18 protein-coding genes are annotated in these 18,325 nt (G+C 64.4%); 7 read left to right on the forward strand and 11 right to left on the reverse strand.

Annotated features, from left to right (window positions below):
• The first annotated feature begins 8 nt into the window (after positions 1-8).
• Positions 9-1,022, forward strand: a complete 1,014-nt coding sequence (locus STE01S_RS12190; RefSeq protein WP_062767943.1) for an inorganic phosphate transporter — start codon at positions 9-11, stop codon at positions 1,020-1,022.
• Here the strand turns inward: STE01S_RS12190 and STE01S_RS12195 are convergent, their stop codons facing one another.
• The 6 genes from STE01S_RS12195 to serS all read right to left on the reverse strand — a co-directional run bounded on the left by STE01S_RS12195 (position 1,023) and on the right by serS (position 8,357).
• The gene (locus STE01S_RS12195; RefSeq protein WP_062767945.1) at positions 1,023-2,504 is read right to left on the reverse strand and encodes a DUF4403 family protein; all 1,482 of its coding nucleotides are present in this window, start codon (positions 2,502-2,504) and stop codon (positions 1,023-1,025) included. It abuts the gene before it with no gap.
• Positions 2,505-2,589: 85 nt separating this feature from the next.
• Positions 2,590-3,960, reverse strand: coding sequence for a 30S ribosomal protein S12 methylthiotransferase RimO (gene rimO, locus STE01S_RS12200; protein WP_062767947.1), 1,371 nt, complete (start codon positions 3,958-3,960; stop codon positions 2,590-2,592).
• Between the two features lie 64 nt (positions 3,961-4,024).
• On the reverse strand, positions 4,025-5,080 hold the full coding sequence (locus STE01S_RS12205; protein ID WP_003047390.1) for a potassium channel family protein: 1,056 nt from the start codon (positions 5,078-5,080) through the stop codon (positions 4,025-4,027).
• Positions 5,077-6,147: a M23 family metallopeptidase gene (locus STE01S_RS12210; protein ID WP_062767949.1), complete on the reverse strand. Its 1,071-nt coding sequence runs from the start codon at positions 6,145-6,147 to the stop codon at positions 5,077-5,079. The genes STE01S_RS12205 and STE01S_RS12210 overlap by 4 nt, the downstream gene beginning before the upstream one ends.
• A gap of 41 nt (positions 6,148-6,188) precedes the next feature.
• Positions 6,189-6,968, reverse strand: a complete 780-nt coding sequence (gene surE, locus STE01S_RS12215) for a 5'/3'-nucleotidase SurE (RefSeq protein WP_062767951.1) — start codon at positions 6,966-6,968, stop codon at positions 6,189-6,191.
• 114 nt (positions 6,969-7,082) lie between these two features.
• Positions 7,083-8,357, reverse strand: coding sequence for a serine--tRNA ligase (gene serS, locus STE01S_RS12220; RefSeq protein ID WP_062767953.1), 1,275 nt, complete (start codon positions 8,355-8,357; stop codon positions 7,083-7,085).
• Between the two features lie 162 nt (positions 8,358-8,519).
• Between serS and STE01S_RS20820 the strand changes: the two genes are divergently transcribed.
• The 3 genes from STE01S_RS20820 to STE01S_RS12235 all read left to right on the forward strand — a co-directional run bounded on the left by STE01S_RS20820 (position 8,520) and on the right by STE01S_RS12235 (position 11,158).
• Entirely contained in the window at positions 8,520-9,509 is a 990-nt protein-coding gene (locus STE01S_RS20820; RefSeq protein WP_255265944.1) for a ribosomal eL19 family protein, read from the forward strand.
• A gap of 706 nt (positions 9,510-10,215) precedes the next feature.
• Positions 10,216-10,677, forward strand: coding sequence for an RNA polymerase-binding protein DksA (gene dksA / locus STE01S_RS12230; protein WP_003047377.1), 462 nt, complete (start codon positions 10,216-10,218; stop codon positions 10,675-10,677).
• A 91-nt stretch (positions 10,678-10,768) separates the two neighbouring features.
• Positions 10,769-11,158 (forward strand): PilZ domain-containing protein, encoded by a 390-nt coding sequence (locus STE01S_RS12235; RefSeq protein WP_062767955.1) that lies wholly within the window; start codon positions 10,769-10,771, stop codon positions 11,156-11,158.
• Positions 11,159-11,206: 48 nt separating this feature from the next.
• Here the strand turns inward: STE01S_RS12235 and STE01S_RS19710 are convergent, their stop codons facing one another.
• Entirely contained in the window at positions 11,207-11,365 is a 159-nt protein-coding gene (locus STE01S_RS19710) for a YdcH family protein (protein ID WP_003047371.1), read from the reverse strand.
• Positions 11,366-11,500: 135 nt separating this feature from the next.
• On the opposite strand from STE01S_RS19710, the gene STE01S_RS12240 reads away from it, so the two are divergent.
• From STE01S_RS12240 to STE01S_RS12250, 3 genes are all read left to right on the forward strand, one after another.
• A complete protein-coding gene (locus tag STE01S_RS12240; protein WP_003047369.1) occupies positions 11,501-11,698 on the forward strand; it encodes a YdcH family protein in 198 nt (65 codons plus the stop codon).
• A 75-nt stretch (positions 11,699-11,773) separates the two neighbouring features.
• On the forward strand, positions 11,774-12,244 hold the full coding sequence (locus STE01S_RS12245) for a DUF1465 family protein (RefSeq protein WP_255265945.1): 471 nt from the start codon (positions 11,774-11,776) through the stop codon (positions 12,242-12,244).
• Between the two features lie 82 nt (positions 12,245-12,326).
• Entirely contained in the window at positions 12,327-13,724 is a 1,398-nt protein-coding gene (locus tag STE01S_RS12250; RefSeq protein WP_062767956.1) for a methyl-accepting chemotaxis protein, read from the forward strand.
• Positions 13,725-13,749: 25 nt separating this feature from the next.
• Here STE01S_RS12250 and STE01S_RS12255 read toward each other — a convergent pair whose 3' ends face one another.
• The 4 genes from STE01S_RS12255 to rpoD all read right to left on the reverse strand — a co-directional run bounded on the left by STE01S_RS12255 (position 13,750) and on the right by rpoD (position 18,324).
• Positions 13,750-14,595: an AAA family ATPase gene (locus STE01S_RS12255; protein ID WP_003047362.1), complete on the reverse strand. Its 846-nt coding sequence runs from the start codon at positions 14,593-14,595 to the stop codon at positions 13,750-13,752.
• A gap of 112 nt (positions 14,596-14,707) precedes the next feature.
• Positions 14,708-15,379: a DUF6975 family protein gene (locus STE01S_RS12260; protein ID WP_003047360.1), complete on the reverse strand. Its 672-nt coding sequence runs from the start codon at positions 15,377-15,379 to the stop codon at positions 14,708-14,710.
• Positions 15,380-15,652: 273 nt separating this feature from the next.
• Positions 15,653-15,952, reverse strand: a complete 300-nt coding sequence (locus STE01S_RS20665; RefSeq protein WP_003047358.1) for a PspC domain-containing protein — start codon at positions 15,950-15,952, stop codon at positions 15,653-15,655.
• 356 nt (positions 15,953-16,308) lie between these two features.
• Complete coding sequence (gene rpoD / locus STE01S_RS12270) at positions 16,309-18,324, reverse strand: RNA polymerase sigma factor RpoD (RefSeq protein ID WP_058813480.1); 2,016 nt, start codon at positions 18,322-18,324, stop codon at positions 16,309-16,311.
• Position 18,325 lies beyond the last annotated feature (1 nt).

Below are 18,325 nucleotides of genomic sequence, written 5' to 3' on the forward strand. Positions count from 1 at the left end.
GCGCGCTCATGCACGAACTGGCATTTCCTCTTCTCGTCGGGCTGGTCCTCCTCGCGCTGGCGTTCGACTTTCTGAACGGCCTGCACGACGCCGCAAACAGCATTGCGACCGTTGTCGCGACGCGGCTGCTGAAGCCTGTGCAGGCGGTGATGTTCGCCGCCTTCTTCAACTTCGCGGCCTATTTCCTGAGCCTCGCTTTTCCGCAATTGCACAAGGTGGCAGAAACGATCGGCGCCGGGCTGATCGACAAGGATTTGGTCACGCCAGCGGTGGTCTTCGGTGCGCTGGTCGGCGCGATGTTCTGGAATGTCGTCACCTGGCTGAAGGGCATCCCGTCCTCGTCGAGCCATGCGCTCGTCGGCGGCATCGTCGGCGCGGGTATCGCCCATGCGGGATTCGAGGGCATCCAGTGGTCGGGGCTCAACAAGACGGTCATCGCGATCTTCCTCTCGCCGCTGCTCGGCATGCTGCTCTCGATGCTCGTGATGCTGCTCAGCAGCTGGGCGTTCCGGCGTTCGACCGCGAAATTCGCGGAGGTCACGTTCCGCCGCCTGCATCTCGTTTCATCGGCCGCCTATTCGCTCAGCCACGGTCTTAACGACGCGCAGAAGACGATGGGCGTCATCACCGTGCTGCTGTATTCGACCGGCTATCTGACCGGTGATTTCCATGTGCCCCACTGGGTAGCGATCAGCTGCTATATCGCGATCGGTCTCGGCACCTTGTCGGGCGGGTGGAAGATCATCGAGACGATGGGCGGACGCATCACCAAATTGTCGCAGCATCAGGGCTTTGCCGCCTCGACCGGCGGGTCGATCATGGTGTTCAGCGCCAGCCTGCTGGGTATCCCAGTGTCGACCACCCATACGATCACCGGCAGCATCATCGGCGCCGGTGTGGCGCGCCGCGCAAGTGCGGTGCGCTGGGGCGTGGCGAGCAATGTCGTCGTCGCCTGGTTCATCACCATCCCGGCGAGCGCGATGGTCGCCGCACTCTTCTATTCGCTTACGCGCCTCTTCTGATCATTTTGCCGGGCGATAATCGATGCTCGCCGCCCCGACCATGCGGACGGGGAGGTAGAGGCCGTTGCCATACGCCTTGATCTCGCCGGTTTCGAAGCTGTCGATACGGGTTCGGATGACGAAGTCGCCTTCGCGCCGCTGGTCGATCGCGCGGCGGATCTTGGCTTCGAGTTCGGTGAGATCGCGGGTGAAATTCTGGGTCAGCGCGTCGGCGATCATCGGCGCGAAATCGGGTTGCTGTGCCAACAGCACGAAGATGTCGCCTTTGATCCCGTTTGTATCGCCCTTGACGTGCAGATCGGTGAAGCGAACCTCGGCCGATCCGGGCTTGTTCACCGGACGCGCGGTCAGCCAGACGCGGCCGCGGGTGGGCGCACGCTTCGCGCCGACCGGCAGCACGTCCATGTCGACCCCTACCGCGATCCTGTGGTCGGGGGCGCCATAGACAGTGACCTTGCCGATGCGCGCATCGACCGGACCGACGGCGGGCAGGTCGAACGGCCGTAGCGATCGTTTGGCGAGCGCCCGCGCGATCACGGGTCCGAGCTGCGCATAATCGGCGATCACCGGCACGCGCACGTCGAAATGCGGTTTGGGCATTTCGCGCACCAGCCGCGGCAGCGGCGTCGGCGCGGGATCCTGCGGCCGGTTCGACACGAAGCTTTCGGTCACCGCCTCGACCGCGAGATTGAGGTCGAGCCGCAGGCCATTGACGCGGAATCCGCCGAACAGGATACGCTGCGGCGTGACCCGCATCCACACGGGGGGATTTTCGCGGTTGAGCTCGATTGTCGTAAACGCCTGGCGCCAGATGTCGGCCGCCTGGGCGCGGATGTTGATGCGGGCGATCTCGCGATTCACTTCGCGTTCGACATCGCGGATCACCGGGCGGAGCTTTTCATCCGCCTCGTCGGTGAAGGTGATGCGCTGGCCCAGAAAGTCGATGCCGGGGGGATTGGTCCAGCCATAGCTGATCCGCGCCTTACCCTGCATCCGCCAGTCGCTGGTCAGATCGACGCGCACGCGCGCATGCGCCATTGCCGATCCGGTCGCGGTTTCACCCTTCAGCACGCCGCCGACGTCGCGCGCGCTGATCCGCGCATGCAGCGGTACATCGACGACGATCTCGTTTCCTTCGCCGCGCATGCGCAGCGCCCCGCGCGTGACCTGCCCGACGATGGTGCAGGGGATCGCCGGCGTCACCTTGACCTTCTTGCCGAACAGCTTGACGCGTTGCGGTTCGACGCAGGCCCTTTCGCGCCGGTTGATCGTCCACAGCGTCTTTGGGATCGCCCGTTCGAGTTCGCGTTTCAGTGGGGCGATGTCGGCGTTGACCGGGACCGCGATCAGCGACGTTTGCGAGGGGGTGGGCGCCGTGTCGGTGGCATGCGGCGGAGCTTCGTCGCCGCCCTTCGCGGGATCGCAGCCGGCGAGCGTAGCCGCCAGACATGATGCAACAATCAGCCCCTTGATCGCGTGCATGGCCCCATTCCCGATCGATATCTGTCAGATAACATCGATCGGCGAAAGCCGTTCCAACAATTTGCGCGCACCAGGAAGAGGGCGATCAGCCTGCGATGACCCCGAACAGGTCGTGCTCGTCGGCATCTTCGACCACCACATCGACGATGTCGCCGGCTTTCAGCGTCGCGGCGACATCGCGCAGATAGACATGCCCGTCGATTTCGGGGGCGTCGGCCTGGCTGCGGCCCGTGGCGCCGATGCTGCCGTCTTCGTCGGCTTCGCCCACTTCGTCGATGATGACGGCAAGCGTACGGCCGACCTTGGCGTCAAGCTTGGCGGCGCTGATCGCTGCGGTCTTCGCCATGATCCGCTGATAGCGTTCTTCCTTGACCTCTTCGGGGACCGGATCGGGCAGGGCATTCGCCTGCGCGCCCGCGACGGGTTCGAAGCGGAAGGCGCCGACGCGGTCGAGCTGCGCCTCGTCGAGCCAGTCGAGGAGATATTGGAAATCCTCTTCGGTTTCGCCGGGGAAACCGACGACGAAGCTCGAACGGATCGCGATGTCGGGTGCGATCGCGCGCCATGCCTTCAGCCGTTCGAGCACCTTTGCTTCGTTCGCCGGGCGCTTCATCGCCTTCAGAACCTTCGGGCTCGCGTGCTGGAAGGGGATGTCCAGATAGGGCGTCAACAGCCCCTCGGCCATCAACGGGATCACCGCATCGACGTGCGGATAGGGATAGACATAGTGGAGCCGCACCCACGGCGCGCGACCTTCGCTGGTGCGAAGCTGGCCGAGTTCGCGGGCGAGGTCGGTCATGTGCGCGCGCACCTCATGACCCTTCCATTCGCGCGGCTGGTGCCGGATGTCGACGCCATAGGCCGAGGTGTCCTGGCTGATCACCAGCAACTCCTTCGTCCCTGCCGCGACGAGCTTTTCAGCCTCGCGCAGCACCGCGTCGATGCGACGGCTGACGAGCTTGCCGCGCAGATCGGGGATGATGCAGAAGGCGCAGCTGTGATTGCAGCCTTCGCTGATCTTCAAATAGCTGTAGTGGCGCGGTGTGAGCTTCAGCCCGCCTTCGGGGATCAAATCAACGAATGGCCCCTGCGTCGGCGGCGCCGCCTCGTGGACCGCGTCGACAACCTGTTCATATTGATGCGCGCCGGTGACCGCGAGGACGTTGGGGAAACGCGCCCGAATGACCTCCGCCTCGTTGCCCATGCAGCCGGTGACGATGACGCGGCCATTCTCCGCCATGGCCTCGCCGATCGCCTCCAGGCTTTCCTCCTTCGCGCTGTCGAGGAAGCCGCAGGTGTTGACGAGCACGACGTCGGCGCCGGCGTAATCGGGCGACAGGCCATAGCCGTCGGCGCGCAATTTGGTCAGAATCCGTTCGCTGTCGACGAGTGCCTTCGGACAGCCGAGCGAAACCATGCCGACTTTCGGCTGGGCGGGGAGGGTCTTGATTGTCATGATCGGCCGCGCGCATAGGCGATTTTTGCGCCCTTGTCACGCGCCCGCTGCTTGGGCGTTAAGCCTAATCGGCTTCGCACGCCTCGCACGGGATGACTTCGACCAATATGTCGCCGCTCTGCAGGGATTTTGCACCCGCTTCCCAGAAGCCGATCGGCTGACCGCCGCGATAGATGCGCAGGCCGCGGCCGCCGCTGGCGAGTTCGTCGATGCTCTTGCCGATTTCCTCGGGCCGCACCGGGCGTTCGTTGAGCTGCACCTTGCCCGATACCGAGGCAAGGTCGGCCATATAATCGGCGATATGCGCGCCTTGCGCCGATCCGGCGAGCAGTAGCCCGGTGAAGCTGACCGGGTTGATGACGTCGTTCGCACCCGCTTGCCGCGCGAGCAATTCATTGTCCTGAGTCCGGATGACGACGCTGATCGGTACCTGCGGCGCAAGATGCCGGACGGTCAGGACGATCAGGATCGACGTGTCGTCGCGTCCCGCCGATACCAGCACCGAGCGGGCCTGCGCGATCCGCACATCGAGCAAGGTTTCGTCGCTCGATGCATCGCCTTCCAGCACGTTGCAGCCCATCGCTTCGGCGGCATTGATGCGCTGGCGCGACGGATCGATGACGACAATGCAAGCGGGATCGGTGCCGCGCGCGATCAGTTCGTGAACCGCCTCGCCGCCGCTGACGCCGAAGCCCAGAACGACGATGTGATCGGTGAGTTTTGCCTGGATGCGAGCCATGCGCCATTTTTCCCATGTGCGTTTGATGACGAAACTATAGGCCGTGCCGACAAAGATGAAGAGCACGGCGATGCGGATCGGGGTCACGATCAGCGCCTCGATCAGGCGCGAGCGGTCCGATACCGGCGCAATATCGCCGAACCCGGTGGTCGTGACAGAAATCATCGTGAAATAGACGACGTCGAGGAAGCTGATGTGGCCGTCGTGGCTGTCCTTCAGTCCGGCGCGATCGATCCAGTGAACCAGAACAACGAAGGCGATCAGCAGGAAGGCAAGGCCGAGCCGCGCGGTGACATCCGCCCAGACGGGCCATTTGCTCGCGCGGCGCAGCGGTTGAAACCGGTGCTGGAGCTTCAGTCGGTCGGACGGACGACGGCTCATCGCGGCGGCAACTGCTTCATCGGATCGACGGGTATCCGATTCTTGCGGAGCTGGAAATGGAGTTGCGGCGATTGCACCTGCCCGGTGGCGCCGGCGAGGCCGATCACCTCGCCCGCCTTGACTGCCTGTCCGCGCTGGACGTTGATCTTGGCCGCATGGCCATAGGCGCTCATCCAGCCGCCGCCATGGTCGATCAGGATCAGGCCGCCATACACCGCGATCTGATCGCCGGCATAGGCGACCACCCCGGCCGCCGCGGCATGGATCGGCGTCCCGCGCGCGGCGGCGATGTTGATCCCGTCATTGACCTTGCCGGGCGCAAGCGGCCCGAAACGTGCGATCAGCTTGCCCCGCAGCGGCCATTGGAAACGACCCGAAAAGGCGGCGGGCGGCGCGATGGCGGTGGTGACGGGCGCGCGCGGCGCGGCGCTGGCGGCGGCGGGACGCGTTTTAGCGGCGAGTGCGGGCTGGCTGCCGGTCATGATATCGTCGATATCGAGACGGAAGGCGGCGGCGCGCGCGGCGACATCGACCTGTTCCGGTGTCAGCGGCCGGGCCGACGCGGGCAGGCGCAAGCGCTGGCCGACGCGCAGGATATAGGGCTCGGCAAGCGCGTTGATCGTCAGCACCTCGCCCCAATCGACGCCATAGGCATGGGCGATGCCGATGCCGGTCTCGCCCGCGGCGACGCGGTGGTAGCGACCCGCCGGAATCCGCAGTTGTTGCCCAGGGCGCAGCGTATAGGGCGGCGCAAGGTCGTTCTCCATCGCGATGGCCTCGGACCCCGCACCGGTCATCGCACCGATCGCGCGCAGCGTGTCGCCGGGGCGCACGATATAGGTCGAAGCGGCAATATCGCGGGCGTTGGCCGCGACAGGCTGAAGCGTCCAGGTCGGTCGCGCGTCGCCGCCGACAACCTCCCCGAGCGAACCCCGCTCGAAGTCGGAGGCCGGCGCCTTATGCGCAGCCGAAGGGGCGCGCGGAGCCGGAGCGGTGGTGGCCGGAATACAGGCCGACAGGAAGAGGGCGCCGGTCAACGCGCCGATATAATGATGAATTTTCCCCACTGCGTCCCTTTGGCAGAGCCGCGCGGGGAAAGCTACTATGGTTAATCCGAAGCCAGCCCGGCGGCATAGGCCCCGCGCAGCGCGGCGAGCGAGGCATCGTGGGTGAGGTCGAGCTGCAGCGGGGTCACGGCGATATAGCCATCGTCGATCGCCTCGAGGTCGGTGTCGTGGCCGGGCGAATGTTCGATCCCGTGCAGCCCGAACCAGTAATAGCGATAGCCGCGCGGGTCGGTGCCCTCGACGATCGAGCCGCGGCTGTAATCGTGGAAGCCCTGCCGCACGACGCGTATGCCCTTCACCGCTTCGGCGGGGATGGCGGGGAAATTGATGTTGATCAGCGTTCGCGGCGTCATCGCCATGGCGACGAGCGGGCGCAGCACCTTGGCACCCCATGCCTCGGCCGCCTCGAACGGCACGGCGTCACCCATGCCTTCGCGCGCATAGACCTGGCTCAGCGCGATGGCGGGGATGCCTGCCAGCGCCCCCTCGATCGCCGCCGAAACGGTCCCCGAATAGGTGATGTCGTCGCCAAGGTTCGCGCCGCGATTGACGCCCGAGAGGATCAGGTCGGGCTTGTCGGGCATCAGCTTGCCCATCGCGATCATCACCGAATCGGTCGGCGTGCCGGTGCACGACCAGCGCCGTTCGCCATGCTCGCGCACGCGCACCGGACGCGAGAGGGTGAGCGAGTGGCCGGCGCCTGACTGCTCCTCTGCCGGCGCGCAGATCCAGATGTCGTCGGAAAGCTGGCGCGCGATCGCTTCGAGCACCGCCATGCCGGGGGCGTGATAACCGTCGTCGTTGGTCAGAAGGATGCGCATGTCTTTTCCAGGCTTTGTGTCATTGCGAGGAGCGCAGCGACGAAGCAATCTCCAGCGGAATATCTGCGCTTGGTCGAAGGCTGGAGATTGCTTCGCTGCGCCCGCAATGACGGATCAGGGCACCAGCCGCGTGATCCCGCCCATATAGGGCAAGAGCGCGGGCGGCACATCGACGCTGCCGTCGGCTTGCTGATAATTTTCCAGGATGGCGACGAGCGTGCGCCCGACCGCAAGCCCCGACCCATTGAGCGTATGAACGAATTCATTCGCCTTGGCGCCGTCGCGGCGGAAGCGGGCGTTCATCCGGCGCGCCTGGAAATCGCCGCAGTTCGAGCAGCTCGAAATCTCGCGATAGGCGCCCTGGCCCGGCAGCCAGACTTCGAGGTCATAGGTCTTGCGCGCCGCAAAGCCCATGTCGCCCGCACATAGCAGCATCTTGCGATAGGGCAGGCCGAGCGCTTCGAGCACCGCTTCGGCGCAGCGGGTCTTGCGTTCGAGTTCGGCGTCCGCATCCTCGGGCCGGACGATCGAGACAAGCTCGACCTTCCAGAACTGGTGCTGGCGGATATATCCGCGCGTGTCGCGCCCCGCCGATCCAGCCTCCGACCGGAAGCAGGGCGTGAGCGCGGTCATGCGGACGGGAAGGTCGGCCTCGGGCAGGATCTCTTCGCGCACCGCATTGGTCAGGCTCATCTCGGAGGTCGAGATCAGCCAGCGACCGTCGGTGGTCTGGAACAGGTCTTCACGGAATTTGGGCAGTTGCGTGGTCCCGAACGCCGCCTCGTCGCGCACCATCAGCGGCGTTGCGCATTCGACATAGCCCGGCTCGCCCGTTTGCATGTCGAGCATGAACTGGCCGAGCGCGCGTTCGAGTCGCGCCATCTGCCCTTTCAGAAACGCGAAGCGCGCGCCCGACATCTTGGCCGCGGTTTCGAAATCCAGCCCCAGCGCGGGACCGAAATCGGCATGTTCGAGCGGCTGGAAATCGAAGCTGCGCGGCGTTCCCCAGCGCGCGATTTCGACATTACCCTCTTCGTCGAGGCCATCAGGCACGTCGTCGGCCGGCAGGTTGGGCAGCGCCGCCAATATGTCCTGCAGTGCGGCGAGCCGGTCGCGTTCGGCCTGTTCCTCTGCCGGGAGCTTTTCCTTTAGCGCGGCGACCTCGCTCTTGAGCGATTCGGCACGATCCCTGTCACCCTGTGCCATCGCCTGGCCGATCAGCGTCGATGCTTCGTTGCGGCGCGCCAGCGATGCCTGGATCGCGGTCTGGAGCGCACGCAATTCGGCGTCGGCGGCGAGGATCGTCGCGGACATGGGTTCGAAGCCGCGGCGCGCGAGGCCGGCGTCGAAAGCTTGCGGGTTTTCCCGGATCAGGCGGATATCGTGCATCGCCGCGCTATGGCGTTGCTGCCTTCGCGGCGCAACCCTGCGCGGATATCATCGGGACGCAAAAAAGGGGGCCACCCCTAAGAGTGGCCCCCAGAAGGTGGTCTGGGTCTCCCCCCCCATGACCTCCAGTGGATTCGTTAGGCCGCGTCAGCTTCGTCGCCGTTGCGATTCGCGGCACGGCGGCGCGCGACGAGCGCGGCTGCTGCTGCACCGAACAATAGCATCATCGGAGGCGCAGGAACAGGGGTTGGATCACCGGACGATCCGCTGCTCGTGCTGCCGCCGGAACTGGACGAGGAGGATGAGCTCGACGAGCTGCTGCTCGACGAAGATGACGACGACGAGCTGCTGCTCGATCCGCCGAAACTGCTGCTGCCACCGGTCGCGCCCGACGAGGTCGCGCCGCTCGACGAACTGCTGCTCGATGAAGAGGAACTGCTGCTCGACGACGAGCTTGAGGAGCTGCTGCTGCCCGAACCGCCCGAGCTGCCCGAGCTTCCGCCGTGCGACGACGACCCGCCGTGCGACGAGCTTCCGCCTTTCGACGAGCTGCCCCAGCCAGAGCTGCCATGCGAGGAGCCGCCTTTCGACGAACTGCCCCAACCAGAGCTGCCGTGCGAGCTGCCACCGCCCGACGACGACGAGCTCGACGACGAGGAAGAAGAGGAGGACGAGGAACTCGACGACGAGCTGCTGCTCGACGAAGAGGAGCTGACATTGCCCGACGAGGTCGAAACGCCGCCGGTCGAGGTGCTCACGCCGCCTGTGGAGGTCGATACGCCGCCCGTCGAGGTGCTGACGCCACCGGTCGAGGTCGAAACGCCGCCGGTGGAGGTGCTGACGCCGCCCGTCGACGTGGTCGAGCTGATGCCGCCCGTCGAGGTTGAAACGCCGCCGGTCGAGGTCGAGGTGCTCACCCCGCCCGTCGACGTCGAAACGCCGCCCGAGGTGCTGCTGGTAGTCGAGCTGAGGCCGCCGGTGGTGGTCGAGGTAACAACCACGCTGCCGCTGCTGCCACCCGAGCTGCCGCCGAAGAAACCGCCGAAGAAGCCGCCGCCGAAGCCGCCGCCAAAGCCGCCGCCGATAACGGTCACGCCGCCGCCGCTGCTGCCGCCGCCAAAGCCTTCGCCGCGCGGCGGGAAGGGGGCATAGGGGATCGGGGGCAGAGGGATCGTCTGCGTGACGACCTGCTGCTGCGGGGTCACGGTACGAATGACGCGCTTGGTCGTGACGACGCGCCGGACGCGCTTGACGGGCTTCTTCGCCACGTAGCGCTTGCGCACGACCTTCTTGCAACAGGAGCCCGATTTCTGGACCTGTGCAGCCGCCGCCGGCACGTCGGCGATCTGCATCGCGCCGCTACCGATGATCGCGCCGCCGCAGGTGCAGGCACAAAGCTTGGCGAGGGCCATTCGGACAGACATAGGTTACTCTCTCTTTCCCGTTGCAGGTGCGCCCCATGTCGTTGACCGACACCCGTGCGCGCCTTCGCTAGCGCCAAAAGGCCAAAGCTTTGTGAACGCGGCAATTGCGTTAACCGCGTTTGATTGTCCGACAGCGGGAATTGATACGCGAAATCAACCGAAATGCGCGTAACTGTCCCAAAACAATACGTGTTTTACGCCAAATGGCCTCAACCGGTTAATTTGCAGCGGCATGCGGCGGTCGAGGGAGCTGGGGCGCGGCTTGTCGTGAGGGTGCCTCCGTCGGGCCGGTTCAGCACTGCTTCAGCCGCGCGCGGGCAAGCGGTCCGCTTCGCGCTTGTATCGCATCGGAGGGCTGGTTATAGGCCCGGCGCAATCCTTGGTTCGCCAAGCTCGGCGAGCCAGGCGATCAGGAAAGGACTTGGACGCTCCTCATGCCGACCAATGTTGCCGAAGTAGGTGCCGACGCTCTCCGCGAAGCCAAGTCCAATCTCGATTCGGATTATGTTCCCAGCGATGACGAGCCGTTCATGAACGAGCGGCAGCAGGAATATTTCCGCAACCTGCTGCTCGCCTGGAAGAAGTCGATCCTCACCGAATCCGAATCGACCCTGGCGCATTTGCAGGACGGCCCGCTGCGCGAGCCCGATCTTGCCGATCGTGCCTCGAGCGAGACCGACTGGGCGATCGAGCTGCGGACGCGCGACCGCCAGCGCAAGCTGATCGCGAAGATCGATTCGGCGCTGCGCCGCATCGACGAAGGCGAATATGGCTATTGCGCGGTGACCGGCGAACCGATTTCGCTCGCTCGCCTGCAAGCGCGTCCCATCGCGACGATGACGCTGGAAGCGCAGGAGCGCCACGAACGCAACGAGCGGATTTCGCGCGAAGACTGATCCCAATCGGGACAGAAGCGCTGCTGTTTACGATTCGGTAAAGTACCGGGCCCTAGGGTCGCTCCGAACGCAATTCGGGGAACGGGTCGCCATGGAATCGCGCATACCATCAACGCTGGACGAAGAGGTCGCTTCGCTGTCGCGCAGCGCCGACCGCGACAGCCTGTTCATGCAGGCCAATCTTTTGTTTCCGGGTCAGTCCAGGCCCGTGACGGTGCGTGTGCGCAACCTGTCGGCGGGCGGCATGCTGGCCGAAGCCGTCGTGCCGGGGCTCGCCCAAGGCGCAACGGCCGAGATCGAACTGCGCAATATCGGCTTTGTGCCGGGGCATATCGTCTGGGTAGGCGAAGGCAAGTTCGGGGTGGCGTTCGACCGACCGATCGATCCGCATGCGGTGCGGCGGCAGGTGGTTCAGAAGATGGACGTTCCGGCCTATATTTCGGCGCTCGACAAGAAGGCTACGCTCTACCGCCGACGCTGATGCGTTTCGCGTCGAAAGGCATCAGCGGGCGATAGCGCTCGGCTCGCCTCAGGTTTCGGCGAGCAGCTCTTCCTTGATCTTGAGTTTCTGCTTCTTCATTTGCGCCAGCAAGGCCATGTCCGGGGCGGGGCGGCGCTCTTCATTCGCAATTTTCGCGTCGAGGTCCGCGTGGCGGGACTTCAGGGCGGAAAGGTGCGAGCTGCTCATAGGCCATTCTCCTTTTCGACTCGGTTGGCAGCTCCGAGTAAAGCATGATTCGCCCCGCTTGTCCCGCCCGGATGGTCGCGTTTCGGCCAGATGGTCCCCGTTGCGGACGGGCCGTGATCGTGGCAGGGAAGCGGCGTGAACCCGGAAGAAATTGCCCAGCGCCTGGAACTGCTTCGGCTCGAGCATCGCGATCTCGATGCCGCGATCATCGCACTGGGCGACGCCACAGTTCCCGATCAGCTCCAGCTCGCCCGGATGAAGAAACGCAAGCTCAAGCTGCGCGACGAAATCAGCTGGTGCGAGGATCAGTTGCTGCCCGACATAATCGCCTGATTCAAAACGGGACGCTCCCTAAAATCATGGTTAGCGTCCTTGCGGGGCGGCGGCGTGGCGTGGCATTCGATGCCGATGTTCAGGGGACCGATCCGGAACGGCATGGCGGCGCAGCCGGTGCAGCGCGCGCAGGTCGAAAATCTCTATGTCGAGGCGATGCTGCTCGCCGACGAGGCGCATGCCGCTTTCCGCGCGCATCGCGATTTCGAGGCGGTGGCGCGCGATCCGATCCTGCAGGTCGGGCTGGCGTGCGAATCGCTGAAGACGACAACGCGGCTGATGCACATCATCGCCTGGCTGCTCCACCGCCGCGCCATGTTCGCCGGCGATCCCGGTGCCGGCCCCGAGGACAGCGCGGCGCATATCGGCACCCCGGTTCCCGCCGATCATGCGCTGTGCGCGCATTTCGACGATAATCTTCAGAGGATCGTCGCGGCGAGCGAGCGCCTGTTCGATCGTATCGCGCGGATCGAGGCGGGATGGACCGCCGACGAAGCGGCGCGGCCGGTGCAGGCGCTGCTCGCCCAACTCGAAGCAAGGCTTTGATCGAACTGGTCCCGATCAAGCGTTGACGCGGCATTAACCAATCTGCGCCAAGGTTCGCCCGGAGTCACAAGTGGGTGCGCCAATGAAATTCGAACCGATCAGTTCCGCCGCGCAGAATCTCGACCAGTCGGTTGCCAGCGACTGTGGCGAGCTTGCCGTCGGCTGCAGCGATGCCGCGGGCCAGATCCAGCGTGCCACCGACCAGATGCAGCGCCAGATTTCGGAACTGGGCCGGCTGGAGGATTATGTCGTCAGCCTGGAGGCCGACCAGCGCCAGATTGCCGATTCGACCGACGAGGCGAAGCTCTTGTCGGCGCGTGCGTGCGAACAGCTCGACGCCGGGGCCGAGCGCGTCAACAGCGCGGTCACCGAATTCCGCTCGGTCATCGATCTGGTCGCGCGGCTGGGCACGCATGTCACCAATTTCGCGTCGGTGATGGAGCAGGTCCAGCAGGTCAGCCAGTCGATCGAGCAGATTGCCAAGACCACCAACATGCTCGCGCTTAACGCCGCGATCGAGGCCGAGCGCGCGGGCGATGCCGGCCGCACCTTTGCCGTCGTCGCCGCTGAGGTGAAGAAGCTGGCGCAGAATACGCGCAGCGCCACCGATGAAATCCGCCGTTCGATCGGCAGCCTGTCGACCGAAGCCGCCGGTCTCGTCACCGAAATCCAGTCGGGGGTCGAGCAGTCGGGGCGCGCGGAGGCGCAGTTCGAGACGATCACCGATGCGCTGCACGATGCGACGCACCTCGTCGCGCTGCTCGACGATCAGAGCGACCGCATCGCGCAATCGAGCGCGATGGTGCACGCCAATGGCGCCAAGGTGCGCGAGGCGCTCGACCGCGTCGTCGGATCGGTGCGCGACAATGGCGCAACGCTGAACAGGACGCGCGATTCGATCCTGACGATGGAAAATGTGTCGAACCGCATGTTCAACGCGGTGATTTCCGCCGGCGTCAGCCCCCAGGACAGCGCGATCGTCGATCTGGCTGCGTCCGTCCGCGACGAATTCGTCGCCTTGGCCGAAGCGGCGCTGGCGCGCGGCGAGCTGACGATGGAGCAATTGTTCGATACCAATTATGTGCGCGTGCCGGGATCCAACCCCGAACGCTTCCGTACCAGCCTTTGCGACTGGGCCGACGCCCATTGGCGGCCACTGTTCGACCGCACCGTGGCGCAGCATCCCGAAATCAAGATGTCGTCGGCGGGCGACATGAATGGCTTCCTGCCGACGCACATCACCGAATGTTCGCGCGCGCCGACGGGCGATCTGGAACATGACACCGCGCATTGCCGCAACGGCCGCATCCTGTTCGACGATGTCGACGCGGCGGCAAAGCGCAGCAGCGCGCCCTTCTTCATGTCGGTGTACCGCCAGGAAGGCGATGGCACCAACTATGTGACGGTGCGCAACGTCTATATGCCCGCGATCATCAACGGTCGCCGCTGGGGCGACGTCGAGGTTGCCTACCAGCTTTAACGGCGGTCCTTGCGAGCGAGGCGGCTCAGCTACCCTGCCGCCGCGCCATGAAGGCGAGCTTTTCGAACAGCATCACATCCTGCTCATTCTTGAGCAGCGCGCCGTGGAGCGGCGGGATCGCTTTGCCGACGTCGCGGTTCTGCAGCACCTCAAGCGGCATGTCCTCGGCGAGCAGCAGCTTCAGCCAGTCGATTAGCTCGCTGGTCGAGGGCTTTTTCTTGAGCCCGGGCACGTCGCGCACGTCGTAGAAGATGTCCATCGCGCGGCTGACGAGCGTTTTCTGGATGCCGGGGAAGTGGACCTCGACGATTTCGGCCATCGTGTCGCGATCGGGGAATTTGATGTAATGGAAGAAACAGCGGCGCAGGAAGGCGTCGGGCAGTTCCTTTTCATTGTTCGAAGTGATGACGACGATCGGGCGTTCGCGCGCGGTCACCGTTTCGTTGGTTTCATAGACGTGGAACGCCATGCGATCGAGTTCCTGAAGCAGATCGTTCGGAAATTCGATATCGGCCTTGTCGATCTCGTCGATCAGCAGCACCGGCAGCTGCTCGGAGGTGAAGGCCTCCCACAGCTTGCCCTTTTTGATATAGTTGCGGATGTCGTGGACGCGCTCTTCGCCGAGCTGTCCGTCGCGCAGGCGCGCAACCGCGTCATATTCATAGAGGCCCTGCTGCGCCTTGGTCGTCGATTTGATGTTCCAGGTGATCAGCGGCGCACCGAACGCCTTGGCAACTTCTTCGGCCAGCACGGTCTTGCCGGTGCCGGGTTCGCCCTTCACGAGCAGCGGGCGGCGCAGCATTGTCGCGGCATTGACCGCGACCTTCAGGTCGTCGGTTGCAATATAGGCGCTGGTTCCTTCGAAGCGCATGGCGGCTCGCCCTTTCCCTTAACGTGAACGTCAACCGGGATGGGCATAGCGAGCGCGAGGGAAGGGTGCAAGCGGAGCGTCGCCACGACTGCCGCGGCGTGGACGTTCCCGGTCAGGCGTGCGTGCGGCTGGCGGCGCGGGCGGCCATCAGATCCCACAGGCCGCTGTGCTGTGCGATGAGCTGCTGTGCGCCAAAGGCCATCGCGCGCTCGACCGCCGGTGTTTCGGCGACGGCATTGGCAAGACGAGCGGTTTCGCGCAGGTCGGGCAGGGTGCAGCGTGGGACTTTCATTTCAAGCCGCTGGGCACTGATGTCGAGCAGGACGCGGATCGTCCGCCAATCGAGTGTCAGCGCGATCGCCGCGCCAATCGCGCAGCCATTGCGATCGGATTCGGCGAGCATGTCGAGCGCCTTGCGCTGCGCGGCGACTGCCGCCTCGCACTGGGCTTGGCCCTGCGTGCTCGGCACCGGACCGACCGCGGCCGCGATTTTCGACAGGAAGGCGCGTTCCTGCGCAAAGGCTTGCGCGGTTTCGTCCATCCATTTGCGCGATGCCGCATCGACCGCCTTGCGCGCCGCGCTATCGACGATGCCGGGATAGCGGCCGTGGAGCAGGCAGAGAAAATGGACCGCGTCGGCAAGGTTGCGCATCGCGTCGGGGCCGCTCGACAGCGCACCCGATTTGACATGGCCGTGCGCGCCCGTTCCCTCGCTCGCGACGAGCGTGTCGAGCAGTTCGGCAATGCCGCGCGTCTGGGCCTGGGGCTGGGGCGACTGGCTCAAGGCTGCATCCTCGTCTGTTGCGGCGGCTCTTGCGACCGGCGCCGTTGCAAATCAGGGGATCAGCATTAGCCGAACGTCGTAAACGTCGCGTTTATGAGGGGCGAGCGATTTCAGGTGCTTCTGTCCCACTCCTGCACAGCGGGCCTCGGTTCAACGCGCAAAGGGACCGGCAGCGGGTTGAGCTGCCGGTCCCTGCGCTGTTGCGGTCCAGTGGAGCGCCGCAACATGGGCGGGGCCGGTGCAAGGGAGAGGGAGAGCCGGCCCCGGTTCGAATCAGGCAGCGAGCGCTAGTTCCTCGGCCTTTTCGGTCTTGGCAGCCGGCGCCGCTTCGGCGAGCGCCGGGGCGTCGACCGTATCGGCAGCGCGCTGCGACGGGAAGAAGAAGCGCGACGCGAGCACGATCAGGCCGAGGCCGAAATAGGCCGCGAAGGTCTGCACCGGGAAGAAGAAGAGCGGTGCGACGAACGCGAGACGCAGATACAGGGGGTTGAAGCCGAAATCCTGGCCCACCGCTTCGCAGATGCCGAAGAAGGTGTCCTGGCGGGAGAAGATATTCTGGTTTTCGTTTGCCATCGTTCGGTCTTTCCTCTTGGCGGCGGTGGGGAGGCCGCTCCTGCCCATGACTAAGCAATGGGCGTGCCAATTGGTCATTCTCTCCATTTTCCGGGCTTTTTTGCATCCCTGCTTGAGGAATACGCCCGTGTTTGTTGAAATTATTCCCATCAATCGGGACAATGTGCCAATCGGCGTGATCGCCTGAACCGAGGCTGAAGCGATACGCCGACGGCGTCTCATCTGGTTGGGAAAGATGAAAATTTTAAGATGCTGCGCCAGATTTTTGTGCGATGCAGCAAAAATGTCACGCCGAGGCCGAAGCAAAACACCCCGCCGGTTGGGGCGGGGTGTCTGATTTTTCGGTGCGGATCGCCCTATTGGTCGAGGAAGCTGCGCATCTTGCGGCTGCGGCTCGGATGCTTGAGCTTGCGCAGTGCCTTCGCTTCGATCTGGCGGATACGTTCGCGCGTCACGCTGAACTGTTGGCCGACCTCTTCAAGGGTATGGTCGGTGTTCATGCCGATGCCGAAGCGCATGCGCAGTACCCGTTCCTCGCGCGGCGTCAGCGACGCCAAAACGCGCGTAACCGTTTCCTTGAGGTTCGACTGCACCGCAGCGTCGACCGGGATGACGGCATTCTTGTCCTCGATGAAATCGCCGAGGTGGCTGTCTTCCTCGTCGCCGATCGGCGTTTCGAGGCTGATCGGCTCCTTGGCGATCTTCATCACCTTGCGGACCTTTTCGAGCGGCATCGACAGACGCTCGGCCATTTCCTCCGGCGTCGGCTCGCGGCCGCTTTCGTGGAGGAACTGGCGGCTGCAGCGCACCAGCTTGTTGATCGTCTCGATCATATGGACCGGGATGCGGATCGTACGCGCCTGGTCGGCGATCGAGCGGGTGATCGCCTGCCGGATCCACCAGGTCGCATAGGTGCTGAACTTGTAGCCGCGGCGATACTCGAATTTGTCGACCGCCTTCATCAGGCCGATATTGCCTTCCTGAATGAGGTCGAGGAACTGCAGGCCGCGGTTGGTATATTTCTTCGCGATCGAGATCACGAGACGCAGGTTCGCCTCGACCATTTCCTTCTTGGCGATGCGCGCTTCGCGCTCGCCCTTCTGGACCATGTTCACGACGCGGCGGAACTCGGGCAGGCTCATGCCCGCCGCCTGGGCGATTTCCGAAATCTCGGTCCGGATGCGGTCGACCGCCGCGCCCTCATTCTCGGCGAACGCCGCCCACTTCTTGTCGAGCTTGCCGACTTCGTCGAGCCAGTTTTCTTCGAGTTCCCGCCCGACATAATGGTCGAGGAAGGCCTTGCGCGGCACCTTATGGCGTTCGGCAAGGCGCAGCATCTGGCCGCCGAGCGCAGTCAGGCGCCGGTTGTAGCTGTAAAGCTGGTCAACCAGATATTCGATCTTGGTACCGTGGAACTGCACGCTTTCGACCTGCGCGGTAAGTTCCTCGCGCAGCTTGTGATATTTCTTTTCCTGCGCGTCGGGGAAGTCGCCCGCCGTCGACAGCGCCTCGAGCCGGGCGTCCTGAAGCTTCTGGAACGCCTTGAAGCTCTTGGTGATATTAGCGAATTTCTCGAGCGCGTCGGGCTTGAGCAATTCTTCCATCGCGGCGAGGCTCAGCGTGTTGTCCTCGTCGTCTTCCTCAAAGCTTTCGCGCTTGCCCGACGAGCCTTCGCCGTCCTCGTCATCGCCGTCAGCCGAAGGTTCTTCCTCGACCTCGTCCTCGTCCTTGAACGAGACGCCCGCGGTCTTTTCGCTGATTTCGCCGTCGTCGCCTTCACCCTCGTCATCGAGGTTTTCGGGCGCCGGATCCTTCGACAACATCGCTTCGAGGTCGACGATCTCGCGCAGTTGCATGTCGCCGTTGTTGAGCGCGTTCGACCATTCGATGATCGCGTTGAAGGTCAGCGGGCTTTCGCACAGGCCGAGGATCATCGTGTCGCGGCCCGCCTCGATGCGCTTCGCGATCGCGATTTCACCTTCGCGGCTCAAAAGCTCGACCGCGCCCATTTCGCGCAGATACATGCGCACCGGGTCGTCGGTGCGATCGACCGTTTCCTTCTTCTTTTCGATCGCGGGATTGGACACCGACCCCGTGTTGGCGCTGACGTCGATATCGTCATCGCTTTCCTGTTCGGCTTCTTCCTGCACATCCTCGTCGCTTTCGACGATGTTGATGCCCATGTCGGAAATCGCCGACATGATATCCTCGATCTGCTCCGAAGACATCTGATCCTGCGGCAGGGCTTCGTTGAGCTCGTCGTAGGTCAGGTAGCCGCGCTTCTTGCCGCGCGCGATCAGCTTTTTGACGTCGGCCTCGTTGAGGTCGATCAGCGGCGCGTCGGTGTCGGCTTCGGTGTTCTTGGTGGCCATA

The sequence above is a fragment of the Sphingopyxis terrae subsp. terrae NBRC 15098 genome (assembly GCF_001598815.1).
GTDB lineage: Bacteria > Pseudomonadota > Alphaproteobacteria > Sphingomonadales > Sphingomonadaceae > Sphingopyxis > Sphingopyxis terrae.